Origin of the sequence: Pseudoalteromonas sp. APC 3893 (assembly GCF_030408095.1) — a bacterium.
Lineage (GTDB): Bacteria > Pseudomonadota > Gammaproteobacteria > Enterobacterales > Alteromonadaceae > Pseudoalteromonas.
Window position 1 is genome coordinate 34671 of the sequence record NZ_JASDCD010000025.1, and the last position, 19845, is coordinate 54515.

At 38.4% G+C, this 19845-nt stretch carries 12 protein-coding genes; 7 read left to right on the forward strand and 5 right to left on the reverse strand.

Translation table 11 applies throughout. The features are described from left to right. Positions 1 to 72: 72 nt before the first annotated feature. From gyrB to dnaA, 4 genes are read right to left on the reverse strand one after another with little or no spacing between them, the layout of a single operon-like run. The gene (gene gyrB, locus QMA12_RS19245; RefSeq protein WP_290211141.1) at positions 73 to 2499 is read right to left on the reverse strand and encodes a DNA topoisomerase (ATP-hydrolyzing) subunit B; all 2427 of its coding nucleotides are present in this window, start codon (positions 2497 to 2499) and stop codon (positions 73 to 75) included. Positions 2500 to 2511: 12 nt separating this feature from the next. Then, on the reverse strand, positions 2512 to 3606 hold the full coding sequence (gene recF / locus QMA12_RS19250; RefSeq protein ID WP_087533903.1) for a DNA replication/repair protein RecF: 1095 nt from the start codon (positions 3604 to 3606) through the stop codon (positions 2512 to 2514). 6 nt (positions 3607 to 3612) lie between these two features. After that, complete coding sequence (gene dnaN / locus QMA12_RS19255) at positions 3613 to 4716, reverse strand: DNA polymerase III subunit beta (protein ID WP_087533904.1); 1104 nt, start codon at positions 4714 to 4716, stop codon at positions 3613 to 3615. A gap of 13 nt (positions 4717 to 4729) precedes the next feature. Further along, positions 4730 to 6118: a chromosomal replication initiator protein DnaA gene (gene dnaA, locus QMA12_RS19260; protein ID WP_087533905.1), complete on the reverse strand. Its 1389-nt coding sequence runs from the start codon at positions 6116 to 6118 to the stop codon at positions 4730 to 4732. A 508-nt stretch (positions 6119 to 6626) separates the two neighbouring features. On the opposite strand from dnaA, the gene rpmH reads away from it, so the two are divergent. The 5 genes from rpmH to mnmE all read left to right on the forward strand — a co-directional run bounded on the left by rpmH (position 6627) and on the right by mnmE (position 10737). Beyond that, a complete protein-coding gene (rpmH, locus tag QMA12_RS19265) occupies positions 6627 to 6761 on the forward strand; it encodes a 50S ribosomal protein L34 (RefSeq protein ID WP_004335215.1) in 135 nt (44 codons plus the stop codon). Positions 6762 to 6766: 5 nt separating this feature from the next. Then, positions 6767 to 7192, forward strand: a complete 426-nt coding sequence (gene rnpA / locus QMA12_RS19270; protein ID WP_290211142.1) for a ribonuclease P protein component — start codon at positions 6767 to 6769, stop codon at positions 7190 to 7192. 125 nt (positions 7193 to 7317) lie between these two features. Next, positions 7318 to 7593 (forward strand): membrane protein insertion efficiency factor YidD, encoded by a 276-nt coding sequence (gene yidD, locus QMA12_RS19275; RefSeq protein WP_016710424.1) that lies wholly within the window; start codon positions 7318 to 7320, stop codon positions 7591 to 7593. Positions 7594 to 7601: 8 nt separating this feature from the next. After that, positions 7602 to 9236, forward strand: a complete 1635-nt coding sequence (gene yidC, locus QMA12_RS19280) for a membrane protein insertase YidC (RefSeq protein ID WP_290211143.1) — start codon at positions 7602 to 7604, stop codon at positions 9234 to 9236. A gap of 136 nt (positions 9237 to 9372) precedes the next feature. Continuing rightward, positions 9373 to 10737: a tRNA uridine-5-carboxymethylaminomethyl(34) synthesis GTPase MnmE gene (gene mnmE / locus QMA12_RS19285; protein ID WP_087533908.1), complete on the forward strand. Its 1365-nt coding sequence runs from the start codon at positions 9373 to 9375 to the stop codon at positions 10735 to 10737. A 519-nt stretch (positions 10738 to 11256) separates the two neighbouring features. Here mnmE and QMA12_RS19290 read toward each other — a convergent pair. Continuing rightward, positions 11257 to 15405, reverse strand: a complete 4149-nt coding sequence (locus QMA12_RS19290; RefSeq protein ID WP_290211144.1) for a hypothetical protein — start codon at positions 15403 to 15405, stop codon at positions 11257 to 11259. Positions 15406 to 15568: 163 nt separating this feature from the next. Between QMA12_RS19290 and QMA12_RS19295 the strand changes: the two genes are divergently transcribed. Next, on the forward strand, positions 15569 to 17617 hold the full coding sequence (locus tag QMA12_RS19295) for an ATP-dependent endonuclease (RefSeq protein WP_290211145.1): 2049 nt from the start codon (positions 15569 to 15571) through the stop codon (positions 17615 to 17617). A 2-nt stretch (positions 17618 to 17619) separates the two neighbouring features. Next, positions 17620 to 19374 (forward strand): UvrD-helicase domain-containing protein, encoded by a 1755-nt coding sequence (locus QMA12_RS19300; protein ID WP_290211146.1) that lies wholly within the window; start codon positions 17620 to 17622, stop codon positions 19372 to 19374. Positions 19375 to 19845: the final 471 nt, after the last annotated feature.

Sequence of the window (19845 nt, forward strand, 5' to 3'; positions counted from 1 at the left end):
TTTTAAGCAGTTTGTGCAATTGCAGCCAATAAAAAAGGAGCCATAAGGCTCCTTTTTTATTCTCAACGAGAATTAAACATCTAGATTAACTACGCGTAGTGCGTTTGTTTCGATAAACTCACGACGAGGCTCTACTTGGTCACCCATCAATGTTGCGAATAGTTGGTCAGCGCCAACAGCATCTTCAATGGTTACTTGCAGCATACGACGAGCATCAGGGTCCATTGTAGTTTCCCACAGTTGACTTGGGTTCATTTCGCCGAGTCCTTTATAACGTTGGATATAGATCCCACGCTTAGACTCTGCAATCAACCAATCCAATGCATCCACAAAGTTATCAACAGCTTTCGTTTTTTCACCACGTTGGATATATGCACCTTCAGAGATGATATTTGCAATATTTTTACCTGTTACAGCAATACGTTGGTAATCTCTTGAGGTAATAAAGTCATAGTGTAAAACATGTGCTTTATCCACACCATGCTGACGAATATTCACAACTGGATAATATAAGTTACGTTCAGTATCGTACTCAGTACCGGCATGGAAAATTGTTGCGTCTTCGTCACGTTCAATTAAGTCATCAACAAGCTCTTTGGTCCACGCAATTACTTTTTCTTCATCAGCAAGATGCTCAGCTTTAAGCTCGCTTTGGTAAATCAAACGATTCATAACCGTGTTCGGGTATTTACGTTTTAAGCGCTCAATCACTTTAACTGTATTTTGGTAATCGTGAACAATACTTTCAAGTGCTTCACCTTCTAGTCCAGACGCATCAGCACTGGTGTAAAGTGCCGCACCATTTAGCGCTAACGATGTTAGGTAATCAACTAATGCTGGATCATCTTTAATATATCGCTCTTGCTTACCTTTTTTCACTTTATAAAGTGGAGGCTGAGCAATGTAGATATAACCGCGCTCGACAATTTCAGGCATTTGACGATAGAAAAAGGTTAGTAACAATGTACGAATGTGAGAGCCATCCACGTCGGCATCGGTCATGATAATGATACGATGATAACGTAATTTTTCAGGGTTATACTCGTCACGACCAATACCACAACCTAATGCAGTGATCAGTGTCGCTACTTCTTGCGAAGATAACATTTTATCAAAACGTGCTTTTTCAACGTTTAAGATCTTACCTTTAAGCGGAAGAATCGCCTGATTCTTACGGTTACGACCCTGCTTGGCTGAACCGCCAGCTGAGTCACCCTCCACTATGTATAGTTCAGATTGTGCTGGGTCTTTCTCTTGGCAGTCAGCAAGTTTACCTGGTAAACCTGCTAAATCCATAGCGCCTTTACGACGGGTCATTTCACGTGCTTTACGTGCAGCTTCACGTGCGCGTGCCGCATCAATAATTTTACCAACAACGATTTTTGCATCCATTGGGTTTTCTAATAAAAACTCAGTGAATTTTTCAGCCATTGCTTGCTCAACCGCAGACTTAACTTCACTCGATACTAGCTTATCTTTTGTTTGCGATGAGAATTTTGGATCAGGAACTTTAACACTAACAACTGCAGTTAAGCCTTCACGAGCATCATCACCCGTTGCATTACTGGTTGTTTTAGCTTTCTTGTTAAAGCCTTCTTTTTCCATATAATTATTAAGCGTACGAGTTAGCGCAGATCTAAAGCCCGCTAAGTGAGTACCACCATCACGCTGTGGAATGTTATTTGTGAAACAGTATATGTTTTCTTGGAACGCATCATTCCACTGCATAGATACTTCAACGCTAATACCATCTTCTTCACGTTCGTGAGTAAAATGGAAAACACCTTTATGTACTGGGTTTTTATTACGATTTAGATATTCAACAAACGCTTGAATACCCCCTTCGTATTTGAAGTGATCTGATTTATTTTCTTCTCGCTCATCCGTTAAGATGATGCTCACACCTGAATTCAAGAATGATAATTCGCGTAAACGTTTAGCTAAAATATCATAATGGAAATCTAAGTTAGTGAACGTCTCAGCACTTGGCCAAAAGCGTAACTCAGTACCTGAGCTATCAGAGTCACCAATAACAGCTAATGGTGCATCTGGTACACCCATGGTGTAAGTCTGCTCGTGTAATTTGCCTTCACGGCGAATAGTTAGTTTTAGTTTTTCTGACAATGCATTTACAACAGAAACACCAACACCGTGTAAGCCACCTGATACTTTATAAGAGTTATCATCAAACTTACCACCGGCATGAAGTACTGTCATAATAACTTCAGCAGCAGATACACCTTCTTCTTCATGGATTGAAGTTGGAATACCACGACCGTTATCTCGAACAGAGACTGAACCGTCTAAATGAATTGTGACAAAGATGTCATCACAGTGGCCAGCTAAGGCTTCATCAATAGAGTTATCAACGACCTCAAACACCATATGGTGTAAGCCTGTGCCATCATCGGTGTCCCCTATATACATTCCAGGACGCTTTCTTACTGCGTCTAATCCTTTTAGTACTTTAATACTCGACGAATCGTAATTCTCAGACATGGTTAATCCCACTTATCTTGTTATTAGGTTGCCATGTTTCACGTGGAACATTTGTAGTTCTCGTTGCATGGGTTCCACCACAGCAGAAATACTTTCAGATTCAATTGCAGAGATAAATATTTGAGAATTACAGTGCGACAATAATTGGCCGACCTTCTCTTTTGTATCTTCTCCAAGTTCTGAAGGTAAATCATCTATTAGCAATATAGATTGCTTTTCAGTCTCTGATTCAATCAAACTATTTTGCGTTACTTTTAACGCATAAAGCAATAGCTTCAATTGACCGCGGGAAAATGTATTTTCAACACTATTACCAGAGACACTAAAATTAAAATCGGCCTTATGTGGGCCTTTACTTGTAAAACCTTGGCGGCTATCGCGTTCAAAGTTTTGTTCAAGGGCGTCGCTTAAAGACTCAGTCTCTTTCCAGCCAGCTTGATAGTTTATTTCTAAATCGCTAATAAGCGTTAAGTCTGCACACATTTTATCAAAAAACTGCTGCTTAAACCTACTTATATACGCAATTCTTAAAGTATTTATTTGTTCTGCCAGTCTAACAAATTCTTTATCCCAAAACCTAATTTGGTCAAAATAATTTCTTGGCTTACTTTTCAATAATGCATTACGTTGTTTTAATACTTTATTGAATGATTGCCATAAATAAAAAAAGTCTTGTTCCACGTGGAACAATCCCAAATCTAAAAATTTACGGCGCTCTTTTGGGCCACCAAAAAATAAAGAGTAGCTTTCAGGTGTAATAACCTGAACAGGCATGAGTTGTGCGAGCTCAGAGACTCTGCGGCTAGTTTTGCCTTGAATCTTAAGCTCGGTATCACCATTTAAGCTTTTGCTGATACCGATAGGTATAGACAAGTTATAAAGCGATTTTCTACCATGAATTGTAAACTTACTTTGCTGGTGCTTTATAATGCTTTTATGTTTAGGTGTACGAAATGATTTGCCATGAGAAAGGTAATAAATAGCCTCTAAAAGGCTGGTTTTTCCACTGCCATTTTCACCGTAAATTACATTGATACCGTTTACTGGCTCTAATGTAAGCGCCTCAACATTTCTAAAATCATTGAGGCTTAAATGACTTAAACTCATAGAACCTTATAAGCGCATTGGCATAACAACGTACATGGCTTCTTCGTCACCCGCACCTTCTATTAATGCACTACTATTTGAATCTGCAAGAGTAAATAAAACATCTTCAGTCTTAAGTGTGTTTAACACATCAAGTACATAAGAAACGTTAAAACCTATTTCTAGGTCATCACCTTGATAATTTACCTCAACCACTTCTTCTGCTTGCTCTTGCTCTGGGTTGTTTGCAGTTATTTTTAGTAAACCTTCAGAAAGGTTTAGCCTAACGCCTCTAAACTTTTCATTTGATAAAATAGATACACGCTGAAACGCACTGCGCAACCATTCACGATTAGCGGTAATGACTTTATCACCACCGCGCGGTAATACTCGGCGATAGTCAGGAAAACGACCATCGACCAATTTACTGGTAAATGTAAACTCAGTATCGATTATTCGAATATGGTTAGCACCAAACTGAATAGTTACCAGCTCTTCGTCGGCAACCATTAAGCGCATAATTTCTTGTACACCTTTACGCGGAATAATTAACTGGCGCTGGGTATTTAATGATTGCGGTAGTTCTTTTTGTGCAATAGCTAAACGGTGGCCATCTGTTGCCACTGTTTTAATATCAGCATTATCAACTTCAAACGACATACCATTTAAGTAATAACGCACGTCTTGGTTAGCCATAGAAAAATGAGTGCTTTCTAATAGCTTACGTAATTCTAATCGCGTTAGCTGAAACTCAACTTCGCCGTCCCACTGCTCTAAATTAGGAAAATCTTCAGCAGCAAGCGTTGTTAAAGAAAAGCGGCTTTTACCACTCGTTAAAAGCAACTGATGATCTTGGCTAGATAATGTTAACTCACAACCATCTGGCAAACTTTTACAAATATCGAGCAATTTTTTTGCTGGTAACGTTAGCTTTGTATCTTCAACATCGTCACCAACAAATACGTTAGCGACTAGCTCAATTTCAAGATCAGTACCTGTCATGGCCAACTGACCATCTACGACCTCTAACAACACGTTAGATAAAATCGGCAAAGTGTGTTTGCGTTCTATAGCACCCGACACTTGCACTAAAGGTTTTAAAAATTGATCTCTTGGTATGGTTATTTGCATAGTAAAGTCAGCCTTAAGATGACAATGTTCTTATTAGGTTTTGATAATCTTCTTTCACTTCGTGACTTTCATCACGTAGCGATTTAACTTTGCGGCACGCGTGTAATACAGTGGTGTGATCGCGTCCACCAAAAGCGTCACCAATCTCGGGTAAACTGTGATTAGTGAGTTCTTTTGACAATGCCATAGCAACTTGGCGCGGCCTTGCTATAGAGCGGCTACGGCGTTTTGAAAGTAAATCTGATACACGAATACGATAATACTCAGCAACAGTGCGCTGAATATTATCAATAGTGACCAGCTTATCTTGCAAGGCAAGTAAGTCACGGAGTGCTTCTTTAACAAAGTCGATTGAAATTGGGCGGCCGGTAAAATTAGCGTTGGCAATTACACGGTTAAGTGCACCTTCTAACTCACGTACATTTGAACGCAGTTTTTTTGCAATGAAAAACGCGACTTCATGAGGTAAGTTAATTTTACTCTGCTGCGCTTTTTTCATCAAAATAGCAACACGCGTTTCAAGCTCTGGCGGCTCAATAGCAATGGTTAAACCCCAACCAAAGCGTGATTTAAGGCGGTCTTCAACCCCTTCAATCTCTTTTGGATAACGGTCAGAGGTTAAAATAATTTGTTGGTTACCTTCAAGTAACGCATTGAAAGTATGGAAGAATTCTTCTTGAGAACGCTCTTTGTTAGCAAAAAATTGAATGTCATCAATCATTAATGCATCAACACTACGATAATAACGCTTAAACTCTTCTATGGCGTTATTTTGCAGCGCTTTTACCATATCTTGTACAAAACGCTCTGAATGCATATACACGATTTTAGCATCTGGCTTATTCGCCATGATGCCATTACCTACGGCATGTAATAAGTGCGTTTTACCTAAGCCGGTTCCGCCATATATAAATACAGGGTTAAAAGCAGCACCTGGGTTATCTGCAACTTGTGTTGCCGCCGCTTTTGCTAACTGGTTAGATTTACCCTCTACAAAACTATCAAAGGTATAGTTTTCTTTGATGTTTGATTTATATCCAGACTTAGGCGCAGGTTCAACAGCTTGCTTAACCGCTTTAGGCGCTTGTTTAGCAGCAGGTTGATTTACAGGGGTTGTACTTTCTACTACAGGCGCAGCCATTTGTGTATTAAGAATCGGCTTACTACCAACGTCAAAACGCAACTCTGGCGCTTCGTCTTTACAGATCTCAACCAATAACTCATTAATACGATTAAGGTACTTCTCTCTTACCCAATCAAGCACAAAACGGTTAGGCGCATAAATAGTCAGGGTATCTTCGGTACTTTCTGCTTGTAGTGGTCTTACCCACATACTGAACTGCTGCGAAGGCAGTTCATCTTGCAATACATATAAACAACTTTGCCAAACCGACAGATACACAGTTAAACTCCCAAAGATTTAGTTTTTATTCCCGGTCACATTAAAACAACCAAAAATCATACTTTAATTACTATTATTTAGGCAATTTATTAACCCAAGACCGAGTATTATGAAGGTACTTTATCCACAAGTACAAGATTGATTTTTTTTTAAAATATGATCTCAGCCATAAAAAACAGTAACAAACTGATTTTAAACAAATAATATTTTTAATACTAATGAGTGATCATAACAAAAAAGACACTAGATCGCGATTAAAATGTATGATCTAATTTACTTACCCCAAGCTTTTATGCACTTTTTATACAGAGGCTGTGGAAAACTCTATATTAATGATGATCCTATAAGATCCCACAATAGGATCCTTGATAATTAAAGTGTTTGCGCTGTAATTATGATTGACTTTTGTTGTCTTCCTCTATAATATCTCGCGCTCGCAATGGCACCTGTGCCAGGATCGCGACCTGCATAGGATGTTTTAACCTTTAACCGATCGGATGGAATTGTTATGAAAAGAACTTTTCAACCTAGCGTTTTAAAACGCAAACGTGCTCACGGTTTCCGTGCTCGCATGGCAACTGTAAATGGCCGTAAAGTATTAGCTCGTCGCCGCGCTAAAGGCCGTAAAGTTCTTTCTGCTTAATATAAGTGGAAGACTTTAACTTTGGCAGGGAGTTACGTCTGTTAACTCCCTCGCATTACTCTCGCATATTTAATGAACCCGCTCGGGCTGCAACTCCTTTTTTTACCTTATTAGCAAAACCTAATGACCAAGCAAAACCTCGCTTAGGCCTTACTGTTGCTAAAAAACGAGTTAAAAAAGCCTGCCAACGTAACCGTATTAAACGTCTTGCTCGCGAAAGTTTTCGTTTAAATCAGCACACCATTGATAATATCGATATTGTGTTAATGGTTAAAAGTGGTATTGATGAACAGTCAAACGAAGAGCTCGCTAAACAATTAACTAAATTGTGGCGTAAAATTAATGAACGCTGCAAACCTGGCGCACCTAAGCCTCCACCATTTAAAAAGCGCCCTAACAAATCGGCTAAATCCAATAAACAAAGCCAATAGCAATAGAATTATACAGTTAATTAAGGTATCTTTAGCTCACCTTTTAATCATGCATTTAAAATTCCGTTTCGGGTGTTTAAATTCATGGTATCAACCCACTAAATCTACACAGAGGATAGAACATCATGAGGTTACTTAAACCACTTGTTGCTTTTCCAAAGCTCTGTTTAGTGTTATTAATTCGCGGTTATCAAAAGTGGATTAGCCCACTGTTAGGCCCGCATTGTCGTTTTAATCCCACCTGCTCAAGTTATGCTATTCAAGCAATTAATTTGCATGGATCAGTAAAAGGCAGTTGGTTAGCGCTCAAACGCATATTAAAATGTCACCCTTTACATTCAGGCGGAGACGACCCCGTACCTGAAAAAACAACCCATATTAACCACCAACACGAGAAATAAGAGCTGTTATGGAATCGCAACGCACGTTTTTATTCATCGGTTTGATGCTTGTATCGTTTTTATTGTTCCAAGAATGGAATAACGACTACAACGCACCTAAAGCCGATCCTAGTGCCAACACACAAACACTACAATCTAACTCACCTGATTCTGATGATTATGTACCTTCATCTACAGATGGTGATTTACCAACTGCAGCAACCAGTGCAAAACGTTCAGTAATCGAAGTTACAACAGACGTATTCACTGTAAAAATTGATACCCGCGGTGGTGATATTGTTGAGTCAGACCTACTCCAATATGAAGAAGTAAAAGGTGAAGAAACACCATTTATGCTTTTAGGTGAGTTTGATGGCAATCAATACTTCTCACAAAGTGGCTTAATTGGTTTAAACGGCCCTGACGCTTCAAAAGAAGGTCGCCCAGTTTACAGCACTGAACAAAAAAACTTTACCCTTGAGGGTGATGAACTTCGTGTTCCTTTAACGTTTACTGATAGTAAAGGTGTTACGTTTACTAAAACCTATGTATTCAAAAAAGGTCAGTACGATGTTGCTCTAGAATACAACGTAAACAACGCCACAGCTGAGCCGATTCAAGTACAGCTTTACACACAAATTAAGCGTACAGTTCAAGAAAAAGGCAACTTAGTTGACCAAAACTACTTAGGTGCTGCTTACGGCTCTAGCGAAGAAAAATATGAAAAGTATAGCTTTTCAGACATGGCTGATAAAAACCTCAGCATTAATACACAAGGTGGTTATGTTGCCTTTATTCAGCACTACTTTGTAAGTGCTTGGGTACCTGCGCAAGAACAACAAAACACCCTTTACAGTTTAATCGCATCAGGTAATGCTGCCATCATAGGTACTAAAGGTGAGCCGGTCAATATTCAAGCTAACCAACAAACTACCATTGGTGCTACCTACTACATGGGCCCAAAAGAGTCTGATACATTAGAAGCGATTCACCCTAACCTAGATTTAACTGTAGACTACGGTTGGTTATGGTTTATCTCACAACCATTATTTGTATTACTAAAATGGTTATACGGTATTTTAGGTAACTGGGGTCTAGCGATTATCGCTATTACAGTTATTATAAAATCACTAATGTACCCACTTACTAAAGCACAATACACCTCAATGGCGAAGATGCGTGCGCTGCAGCCTAAAATGGCTGCACTTAAAGAAAAGTATGGTGATGACCGTCAAAAATTCGGTCAAGCAACGATGGAAATGTACCGCAAAGAAAAAGTTAACCCTATGGGTGGCTGCTTCCCTATTTTGCTACAGATGCCAATCTTCTTAGGTTTGTTCTATGTATTCTTAGAATCAACAGAACTACGTCATGCTGAATTTATATTTTGGTTAACTGACTTATCAGCGAAAGACCCCTACTTCATCCTGCCAATATTATTTGGTGCAAGTATGTTTATTACCCAAAAGCTACAACCAATGACAGTGACTGATCCGATGCAGCAAAAGATGATGACTTACATGCCTGTAATCTTCTCTGTGTTCTTCTTATGGTTCCAGTCTGGTTTAGTACTTTACTGGTTAGTGTCTAACCTTATTTCAATCGCGCAAATGCTCTATATTTATCGCGGGATGGAAAAACAAGGAATAAAAGTAAGGGGCTAACAAACCTTATTACTGAAAAAGGCGACTTAGGTCGCCTTTTTTATTGCCTGTTTTTCAACACAGCTATTCGCTACAAATAAATCCATAGGTTACAATACGCACATATCGTTATTCATTTAGTTGGCAAATTATTAGCATGATCAATCAAGATACAATTGCAGCCCAAGCAACCGCGCCAGGACGTGGTGGTGTAGGTATTATTCGCGTTTCAGGAAGCTTAGCAAAGAGTGTTGCTGAGCAAATTATTGGTCGTTGCCCTAAAGTACGCTATGCCGACTATGTGCCATTTAAAAGCCTTGCAGGTAAACAGCTTGATCAAGGTATTGCTATTTTCTTTGCGGGTCCCAATTCATTTACCGGCGAAGATGTACTTGAGTTACAAGGTCACGGCGGCCCGGTAGTGCTAGATATGCTATTAAAGGAAATAAGCCAAATAAACGGTGTACGACTTGCCAAGCCGGGTGAATTTTCAGAACGCGCCTTTATGAACGATAAAATGGATTTAACCCAAGCTGAGGCCATTGCTGATTTAATAAATGCAACCAGTGAACAAGCAGCTAAAAGCGCCTTACAATCACTTCAGGGTGAATTTTCAAAGCATATTGAGACGCTCGTAGAAAAAGTAATTCACCTGCGTATGTATGTTGAAGCGGCGATTGATTTTCCTGATGAAGAAATCGACTTTCTATCAGACGGTAAAGTCTCAGGTGATTTAAATGCCATAATAGAGCAGCTTTACAATGTCACCAATCAAGCCAAACAAGGTAGTATTATGCGTGAAGGAATGCGTGTTGTTATTGCTGGTCGCCCTAATGCAGGTAAATCAAGCTTACTTAATGCCTTAGCTGGTAGAGAAGCTGCCATTGTAACCGAAATTGCCGGCACAACGCGTGACGTACTGAGAGAACATATCCACATTGATGGTATGCCACTACATATTATTGACACCGCCGGCCTACGTGAAAGCCCAGACCGAGTCGAACAAATCGGTATTGAACGTGCCTGGGATGAAATAAATCAAGCTGACCGGGTGTTATTTATGCTCGACGGTACAGACACCACAGACACCGACCCACACGCTATTTGGCCGGAGTTTATGGCTAAGCTTCCAGACGGTATGGGGGTGACGGTGATCCGAAATAAAGCTGATTTATCAGGCGATGAAGTAGGTATGAGTGAAAACCAGCAATATCCTGTGATAAGTCTCAGTGCTAAAAATGCTGATGGTATAGAGTTAGTACGTACTCACTTAAAGGCATGTATAGGGTTTGATGGCGCAACGGAAGGTGGTTTTATGGCACGTCGTCGTCATTTAGATGCGTTAGACAATGCCGCCCATCATTTGCATACAGGTAAAGACCAATTAGAGATGCATATTGCTGGTGAAATCCTGGCAGAAGAGCTGCGTTTAACGCAGCATTACCTCAATGAGATTACTGGCGAATTTACTTCTGATGACCTGCTCGGAAAAATATTTAGCTCATTCTGTATTGGTAAATAACAAGGTAAACTAAAGGAAACAAACATCCAACTTAAGTTAAAAAACCTAATTTATTCATGCATTTAATAACTTTTTTATCTTTATTTAGTTTCATAATATGGGCCTCGAATGGCCCATCGACCTCTTTGTTGTATCCAGAATATGTGAAAGCATCGAGTGCTTGCCACTCAGAGCGCCGCATATCTCTTGAATAACCTTCACTACGCAGTGAAGAGCCAAATCGCTCACAGGGTTGCGAAGCAAGGGGGCGCCGCTTGCGGGGTTCCGATTTATCGCTTTACGGGATTTGAAAGAGTGGTTACACATTGAGATATAATTTTGTCATTTGAACTTAAAAAATTGCTTCTTAAGTGCTGAGTGTTATTCTCAACCTTGGCTGCAAATAGATGTGCTACAGCTAAAACGGTTATAACTAGCAATATTCAAACAACATAAGCTTACTACAAAAGTAAATCTGTTGGCGAACAAATTTCGGCACCAATGATAATCTATGAGTTAATCTTACCTTGATTAAATTAGTCATACTGGGGCTGACATATTCATTTTTAAAATTTGCAATTTGCCTAATGCCTCGCTAAGTAATTCAGCCCATACTCTACAGTCACTCAAATTAATTTCTATTTTATTGTTTTCTGTTTCTTCATATGGGTTAATCGCTTGCTCGCATTCGTCTAATATGACAAGTATTGCTATATCGTCTTCATCAATATTTTCCCTAGTTTTTTCTATAAGATACCCAGCCATTTTTATGTTCTGTGTAAGTGGCTCAAGAAAAAAAGATAAATAACTTTCTAGTACCTCAATACCGGTTTTATTTACGTTTGACACTAGGACTTCATAGCAGTGCATATGGTTTATTATTGCAAAGATACTGCCTATTTCGCGCTCTAAATCTTCTAATACTTTAGCTTGGCCTGTTTCTTTCTTTTTGATGCCTAAGTAAATCAGATCTTTAGTGTCTATCGGGCGTGGTATATAGAGGAAAGGTTTTTCTTCGTTGATTACAGACTCCCCCCCAACAAAATTTCCCGTAAGAATTACCCATGCCGTATTAGAGATAGCATGTCCATTCTTAACGGGTACAATAACAAAGTTATCCCACAAATCTGCCAGAACAAAGTATTTAAGGTCGGTAAAGTTTATGGGTCTAACAGCTTTTGTTAATGCTTCAACTATGTTGATAAAAGCATGTTCCATATCCTCAAAACTTTGAATTTCCACTTGAATCCAAAGAGCATTCGTACCTTGGTATTCATAACTCTCATCTATAATTGATGCAGTTATGTCATATTGAGAAATATTGTTTAGCGATGACTTAATTGAACTAAATAAATCATTTTTTAACAGAGTTATAATTGCCGAAGCTCTTACGTCAGGTGAGTCTTTCCAGTATTTTTGGGGATGGTGGGAAAATTGGTACCAGAGTGCCCAGATTTTGTTATATTTCTCAGTTTCTTTCTTTTCTAGTTGGCAAAGTTTTTGCTGAGGAATAAGCTCATGAAAAAGCATTCTAAATTCATGCTGAAATCGCTTTAAGTGTCTGTGAGCGTCATTAAAATTGATGCATGAAAGATGAATTTTGTGCTCATCGAATGGGTGGCCTATAGCTTCTGCTCTTTTGTATAAGTCATCGTGTTGTTCTTCCGGTAATCGACCTATAAGCCCATTGAAGATTAAGATGAAATGAGATTGGCTAATAAAGTTAGTAAAAGGAAAGACATAATCGCCGAGTGATTTTCTAAAACTTTTTGAGTCATCTTGCATTGATATATAACTGGCAGTTTTTTTATTCAGCTCTTTAAGGTCGTTTAACGTACCTTCGCTTGTTATACCCCAAGGGTCGACCGCAAGTTTCGGTAGCTTTGTTAATTGCCAATTAATTTTTGCGAGACTTTCCCAGTATTCTGGCTCTATTTTTCCGGTATCTACCAGAGCTTGGGATTTCTTTTTCTTAAAATACGAGATTAGTGTTTTATTTAATGTGGTTAATCCCGTTACGATTTGTTCCCTGATCGATAAGATGTTGTTTGCGTACTCTTGCCAATCATAAGGTCTAAAAGTGTAATCTGCATAATTTGCCCATGTTGAGTTAACGCTCACAAATTGCGGCAAGGGTAATGCTGATTTAATAATGTTTTTGCAGCTCTCATCAAGTGGCAAGTCCATCAATATATTTTGGTGACCGTAACCTTGAGTACCGTACTTTTCTTGATCAGGGAATAGTCTTCTTAAGATTGTCGCCCTTGCTCCTGACATCTCATGCAGAGGAAGATCTGTATGTTGATCTGAGTTAAGTTTGGCATCAGGGACAATATAGTGAGCAGTCGGATTATTCTGTTTTTCTTCGAGCCATATAGTCTTCGTTGATTTTTGAAAGAGTGAAGTAATTTCCTGCTTATTAATATTTATAAATGATAGATATAAGCTAGGGGAAAAATAGAATAGCCCTATAGTTAAGTCTGATAGGGGCAAAATATCTTCAAATGTCTTTTCAATATCAATCGTCAGTAGCCAAGTTAGATTTAGCTCGTTAGCAATATCTAATCTTCCTATCCATAATAACACCTCGCCCATTCCAGACCAGTTGCTGCTTCTATTAGGCTCTAAAAGACTATTAGAAATATGAGTTAGCCATTCCTTAAGATATTGATAGATTGGTTCTGGGTCACTGAGCTGTTTTCGTATAGTTTTAGCGTTATTAAGTGCTGCTGGATTATCTTTAGCAAGAATATCTAGTAAGCCTTCCATTGGATCTTTTTCAATTGCCCCCTCAATATTATTTTGGAGAAGCAGTGACCAGCCATCATTTCCTGCGAGCAATCTGGCAGCGTTAATAACTTCTTTATTTTCTATCACATGATTGCGAATACCAAACCATAATAAAGCTCTGCCTATGCCAGCCACAGCCCCCCAAGTTTTAATATTAAGGCATTTGATAGCTTCGAATAATTTCTGAAACTCGTTAGGGTTTTCAACAAAAGAATATAAGAGAAACGTTTCAAGATCTGTTTCTGGAATACTTGGCATTACAAAAAGAGCTGAGTCAATCCAAGGTGAAAATGCTGGATCAACTAGCACTTCGGAAAGAAGTTTGGAACGGATCGGGTGTAATGCTTCTATGTGAGCTTTATCCTTTGTGAGGCGAATTAAATATTCATCTTCAAACAAATTGAAAGTACCTTGAGGATCATTTAGTTCAGCAGTTTTTACAAGTGATTTAATGTCTACTCTAGCCTCATATGAGGTTGCGACGGCAGCGGCAAATAAAAGCTTAATTGCAGATGCTTCCAGTTTGCTCTCTCTGACTTCTGCTCTTAAACGACTAACCTGACTGCGAAGTTTTTCTCTAAGAGACTCAGTTTGAGTTAGAAAGAAGACATATTCCAACAAAGATCCGTTACCACCAAACCCTAACCAAGCTTGTTCAAAAGAAGGGTAAGGTTTAGCAACTCCTTTTTCTATCAAGTTAAAGTAAATGTGTTTGGCTTCTTCTTGAGAAAGGTTAAGTTGAACGAGTTCTGGGAAACCTAACTGGTCATTTGAAATATTTTGTCGTGCTAAATCCTCCTCTCTGATTGATACTAAGATTTTTATATTTGGCCTTTCAAGCAAAGCTTTAACTAGGGCTGTCCAGTCTGGATCTCTTGGGGTCACATCGATATACAAATAAAGAGTTGCATCGAATATGGCTAATTGGTCTGCAATCGCCAGTGCTATTGACTGTGCGTGGATTCGGTCTTCTATAAAATTAATTTGTAATCGCCATGGTTCAGGTACGTATTCATATAGGTAACGGTAAGCTAGAGTGGTTTTTCCTTGACCCGAAGCGCCGTGAACAATGACAGTTTGAGAGTTTTTGAACTTGTTGTCGATTACTGTTAATTGGCTTTGTCTAATAGTGTCAAGATTGGCTTGAATATGGCTAAACCTAGTTGAAACGCCTCGATAGAAATCTTTTTCTAATTCTTTGTTTTCAATATTTTTTTTGTTTTCTAATGGCGTTATAGATTTAAACCACTCTAAATGGTGTGCCTCTCTCTCCGCAAAATATTGACCAATTGAGTTGATCTTTTCAAACAACATTTCGTGAGTAATTTTTGTTTTATTTTCAGAAGCTACATATAACCAAGAGGTAAGTAATGACAAAGCATGTTCAATTGATCCCGAGGTTAACGTTTTACTTAAATATTTAGATACTTCCTGACTTAGTTCGTCTTCTGCGACAGGGTTCAAAACTAAACACTCAAATAGTCGATCAACTTGAGAACTAGATATTTTTAAGTTGATTAACTTTTTTCGAATCTTATCTTGATTCGTTTCTCTGTTGTTATCTGATTTAGACCATGCACTTGCGAGTTCATTCCCAATCTCACCAAAACTAATTATTTCTACTATCGGGGATTCTTCACCATTCAATAAATTCAAGCTACGGTGAATGAATGTATCTGTTTTTTCAGGTTCGATAAAATGGGACAGGGTAAGAGGAACATTAAGAGCTTTTACTTGCACAGCCCTCACTATTCTTTCACCTTGGTAGACAGCTAAATCCTCGTTGCCTTCGGGCTGAAAAATGAGTTCAGAGTCACTAGATTGGAGAATTTCGTGAAGAATGTATAAAGTTTGAAGTCTATAACCTTTTAACGCTGCTTTTGCACCCGAATTGCTCATGAAGTCCCTTTTTTAATTCCGTGTAATATTCTAATCTAACGACAATATAGCGCATTTCCAACAAATTAAACTCAAAGTAATAATGAATTCTTATTCTGCTTAAAGCTACTTGGGTTTCAAGTTAATAGTTTTGTGCTTGATTAGGAGGCTTAATAGTGTCATTTTGGATAAAAATGATGTGATTAAAAAAGCCAACAAGGATGATGAGATGAAATTAAAAAGCGCCAAAATTCAAAATTATCGTTTACTAAAGAACGTTAACCTCACCTTCGATAGTCGAACGACGTTGATTGTGGGGAGGAATAATGCAGGAAAAACATCTCTAGCAGAAATTTTCAGGAGTTTTTTGTCTCAAAGTGGGCCTAAAATCAAATATGAAGATTTTAATCAATCATGCCTCTGTGAGTTTGAAAAGGCATTAAACGCTTTTCAACAAAAGAAGTCTGAGCAAGACATCCGCCAACTTATGCCGTCTATCCTGTTGGAATTGGCTTTTGATTACCAAGAAGATGCTGATGATTATGGAATTTTAGGCGATTTCATTATTGATCTGGACGATAAGCTCTTTGAAGCGAATGTCCAAGCTTGCTACCAGTTAAAGAACGGTAAAATTAAAGACTTCTTTAGCGTATTAGATTGCACCGATAAAGAAAAAAGGAAAAAGTACTTTACGGACTTAAAAGCCGCTATAAATTTGCATTATGAAGTTGTCATATATGCGGTTGAACCTACGAACCCAAATAATAAGGTTAGAGTTGAGTTCTCGAAGTTTAAAAAGCTCTTATTGCAAGGGCTGATTAACGCTCAAAGGGGTTTAGATGATGAGACCCATACCGAAAGGGATGTTCTGGGAAAATCATTAGGTAAGATTTTTAACAGCGCAAGCAGTACTGGTGCCCCAGATGCCTTTAAAGCTAAATCTGACGAGGTAAATAAGGTTGTAGAGGAACTACAAGAAAAAGTTGATACTGATTTTCAAGATAAGGTTAAAGATTTATTACCTACACTAAATATTTTTGGCTATCCTGGTCTGCAAGATCCCAATTTGAGTGCAGCTACAGAGCTTAATGTTAAGTCTTTGCTGGAAAGTAATACTCGTGTATTTTATGAGGGTGAAGATCATTTTACTTTACCTGAAACATACAACGGTTTAGGGGTTAGAAACCTAATTTTTATCCTTTTTAGAATTTATGAATATTTTCGGGATTTCCAATCTCAATCGACACCACCAAAGGGACATCTGATCTTCATTGAGGAACCAGAAGCTCACCTTCATCCGCAAATGCAGGAAGTATTTATTAGGCAGCTGGATGAAATTGTTAGTGAGTTTCAAAAGCAATTAAATAATGGAAATATCTGGCCAGTACAATTTGTTGTTAGCACGCATTCATCTCATATAGCCAATGAAGCGGATTTTAGTAAAGTTCGTTACTTTCTATCAAAGCATGGCCAAGAAACTAAAGTAAAGGATCTAGGTGAAGCTTTTCAAGGAGAGGAAGTAAAAGCAGATAAAGAGTTTTTGCACAAGTATTTAACTTTAACTAAGAGTGATCTGTATTTCGCTGATCGAGCAATATTAATTGAAGGAGCTACTGAGAGAATATTGCTTCCCGAAATGATTCGAAAAACAGACGATGTAGAGCAAACTAAGTTAAGGCGAAAATACATGTCTGTGGTTGAAGTCGGCGGAGCCTATGCTCATCACTTCTATAAGTTTATTGATTTTCTCGAGTTAAAGACATTAGTTATTACTGATTTAGATTCGGTGAAAGCCTCCCAAGGAGAGCAAAGGGTAAGTTACCCCGCCTCTATAGTAAGTAACGGGACTCACTCCAGTAATTCTGGGTTATCAAACTGGTTTGGCAAAGCAGGTTATGCTGATTTAAATGAGCTCATGGAAAAAGGGTCTGATGATAAAGTTTCTGGATGCCGTGGGCTGGCTTACCAAGTCTCAGAGGATGAAGGGGGTATTTGTGGCCGAAGCTTTGAAGATGCCTTCATTTTAGCTAATATCGCTTTATTTGAATTGGAAAAGCTCGAAGGTTTAGAGTTAGAAAACGCAGTATTCAATCGAGCTAAAGAAGAAAGCAAAGACAGCAAGGCTAACTTTGCAATTAAGTATGCTATTGAACTGTCCGATTGGTCAGTTCCCAAATATATTAAAGATGGACTCGTATGGCTTGACGCAGATTACATAGCAGAGGGAGCGTAACTATGAACCAGATGAGCCCCGCAGAAACAGCATCAGAAGAAACTCTTGCCAAACTTAGATCTTGTATCGATAACAATAGGTGCTTTCGATTGGAAGCAGGTGCGGGAGCCGGTAAAACATACTCTCTCATCGAGTCAATAAAGTATTTGATAAACAAAAAATCCAGTGAATATCTGTTAAATGAACAACAGATCGCATGCATAACATATACAAATGTAGCAAAAGGTGAGATTAAAGATAGAACAGATAATCACCCGGTTATATTTGCAGACACTATTCATGCTTTTAGTTGGAGTATATTGCAGCATTATCAGGTTAAGTTAAGAGAATTAATACCTGAACTAGGAGAGAAGTGGGTTAAGAGAGTTGAAGAGGCTGGAGGCATCATTAATCAAGAAGTTAGGTATGACCTTGGTTTTGCAAACATTAATGATAACTCGATTACACTTCATCATGATGACGTCATAGCTTTAATGGGAAAGCTGTTAGCTTACCCTAAATTTCAAAAACTACTCAAGAACAGGTTTCCAGTTATTTTTATCGATGAATATCAAGATACCGATGCGCAGCTGGCTCAAAGTATTGTGAATAACCTAATAGATAATAAATCAGGAATTATCATTGGTTTGTTTGGCGATCATTGGCAAAAAATTTATGGCTCGTCTGCTTGTGGTTTGATTGAGAGTAATGCCAATTTGCTTGAAGAAATTGGTAAGAAAGCTAACTTTCGTTCAGATAAGAACATTGTAGATTGTTTAAATCGGATGAGGCCGGAATTACCTCAGGCGGAATCAAACCCTCTCTCTGCTGGTGTCATAAAAGTTTATCATTCAAATGAATGGCAGGGAACCAGGCGTACTGGTGGCCACTGGAAAGGTGACTTGCCAGAAGTGGATGTTAAGGAGTATATAGAGAAAGTTAAACTGCTGCTTGAGGAAGATGGTTGGGATATGAGACCTGAGAAAACTAAAATCCTCTTCTTAACCAACAATCTTATTGCTAGTGAGCAACAATTTAAAAATCTAGCTAGTTGCTTTACGTACACGGATGATTATCTTAAAAAAGCTGATAAATACATTAAATATTTTTTAGATATTGTAGAGCCTGTTTCTTTTGCATTTGAGCAGCGTAATTATGGTGAGTTGTTTCAGATAGTGAATCAAGGTCATCTACGGCTTGCTAGTCAAACAGATAAAAAAGTTTGGGCAACAAACCTAGAAAAGCTAATTAAAGTAAGAGACACCGGCACTATTGGCGAGCTTATGGAGTTACTAAGAAAAACGAAGACTCCTCGTCTGCCAATGAAAGTATATGAATCTGAGAAAAGATATGACGAAATTCAAGACCGAGAAAAATCAAATGATTTGTCGGATGAAGATAAGCGTTTTTATAATAAGCTACATAAAATCAAAGAGGTAAGTTATAAAGAGGTAAAAAATTTAGGCGAGTACATTGATGAGAAAACACCTTTTTCAACTAAGCACGGTGTAAAAGGGGCGCAATTTGACAACGTGTTGGTAGTCTTAGGTCGTGGGTGGAACCATTACAATTGGAATCAAATGCTTGAATGGATGAACCAAGCACCTCCTCAAGACAAGATAAATACCTATGAACGCAATCGAAACTTGTTTTATGTTAGTTGCTCAAGAGCTAAACATAACTTAACGCTGCTATTCACTCAAGAATTGTCAGACGATGCACTTGCTCAAATTGAATATATTGCTGGAGCCGATAATTTAATTGGCAATCCATTTTAGTCAGTTATATTCCTTTAGAGATTAGGAGTGTTAAAAGAGCAATATTAACCGCCGCTTCGGTTAATATTGCTCTGGCTTTATTAGCTTCTTTTGTCGTTGTCACGATGTATTATGAAGTTAATAAATTGCAGGCGAAAAAAGCAGCTGCACACCTTTGTCGCCTTGACAGTGTCTAAGGCTGCATATTCTCCCCAGCTTTGATCACCCAATGGCATTAACTTTGATCGCTTATTCTCATTAAGCTTTGATCACGAAAATCACTCTATAATGATCACTTTTGTGTTCTTAATGATTTTGCCGATCAAAGCTTAATGCCACTCGTTTCCGAGTTCACGTTTTATCACTTTTGTAGGTATGTTAAACCGTTATCTAAATCATTTGATGAAGATAACAATCATGTCAACAAGACCTATATCTATGAGTAAATTACAGGCTATTTTACGGCTGAAATATTCAGCTAAATTATCCCAT

Coding starts and splice junctions, on each gene's coding strand:
- gyrB (WP_290211141.1), bottom strand. CDS start 2,499: ATGTCTGAGAATTACGATTCGTCGAGTATTAAAGTACTAAAAGGATTA.
- recF (WP_087533903.1), bottom strand. CDS start 3,606: ATGAGTTTAAGTCATTTAAGCCTCAATGATTTTAGAAATGTTGAGGCG.
- rpmH (WP_004335215.1), top strand. CDS start 6,627: ATGAAAAGAACTTTTCAACCTAGCGTTTTAAAACGCAAACGTGCTCAC.
- yidD (WP_016710424.1), top strand. CDS start 7,318: ATGAGGTTACTTAAACCACTTGTTGCTTTTCCAAAGCTCTGTTTAGTG.
- dnaN (WP_087533904.1), bottom strand. CDS start 4,716: ATGCAAATAACCATACCAAGAGATCAATTTTTAAAACCTTTAGTGCAA.
- QMA12_RS19290 (WP_290211144.1), bottom strand. CDS start 15,405: ATGAGCAATTCGGGTGCAAAAGCAGCGTTAAAAGGTTATAGACTTCAA.
- mnmE (WP_087533908.1), top strand. CDS start 9,373: ATGATCAATCAAGATACAATTGCAGCCCAAGCAACCGCGCCAGGACGT.
- QMA12_RS19300 (WP_290211146.1), top strand. CDS start 17,620: ATGAACCAGATGAGCCCCGCAGAAACAGCATCAGAAGAAACTCTTGCC.
- yidC (WP_290211143.1), top strand. CDS start 7,602: ATGGAATCGCAACGCACGTTTTTATTCATCGGTTTGATGCTTGTATCG.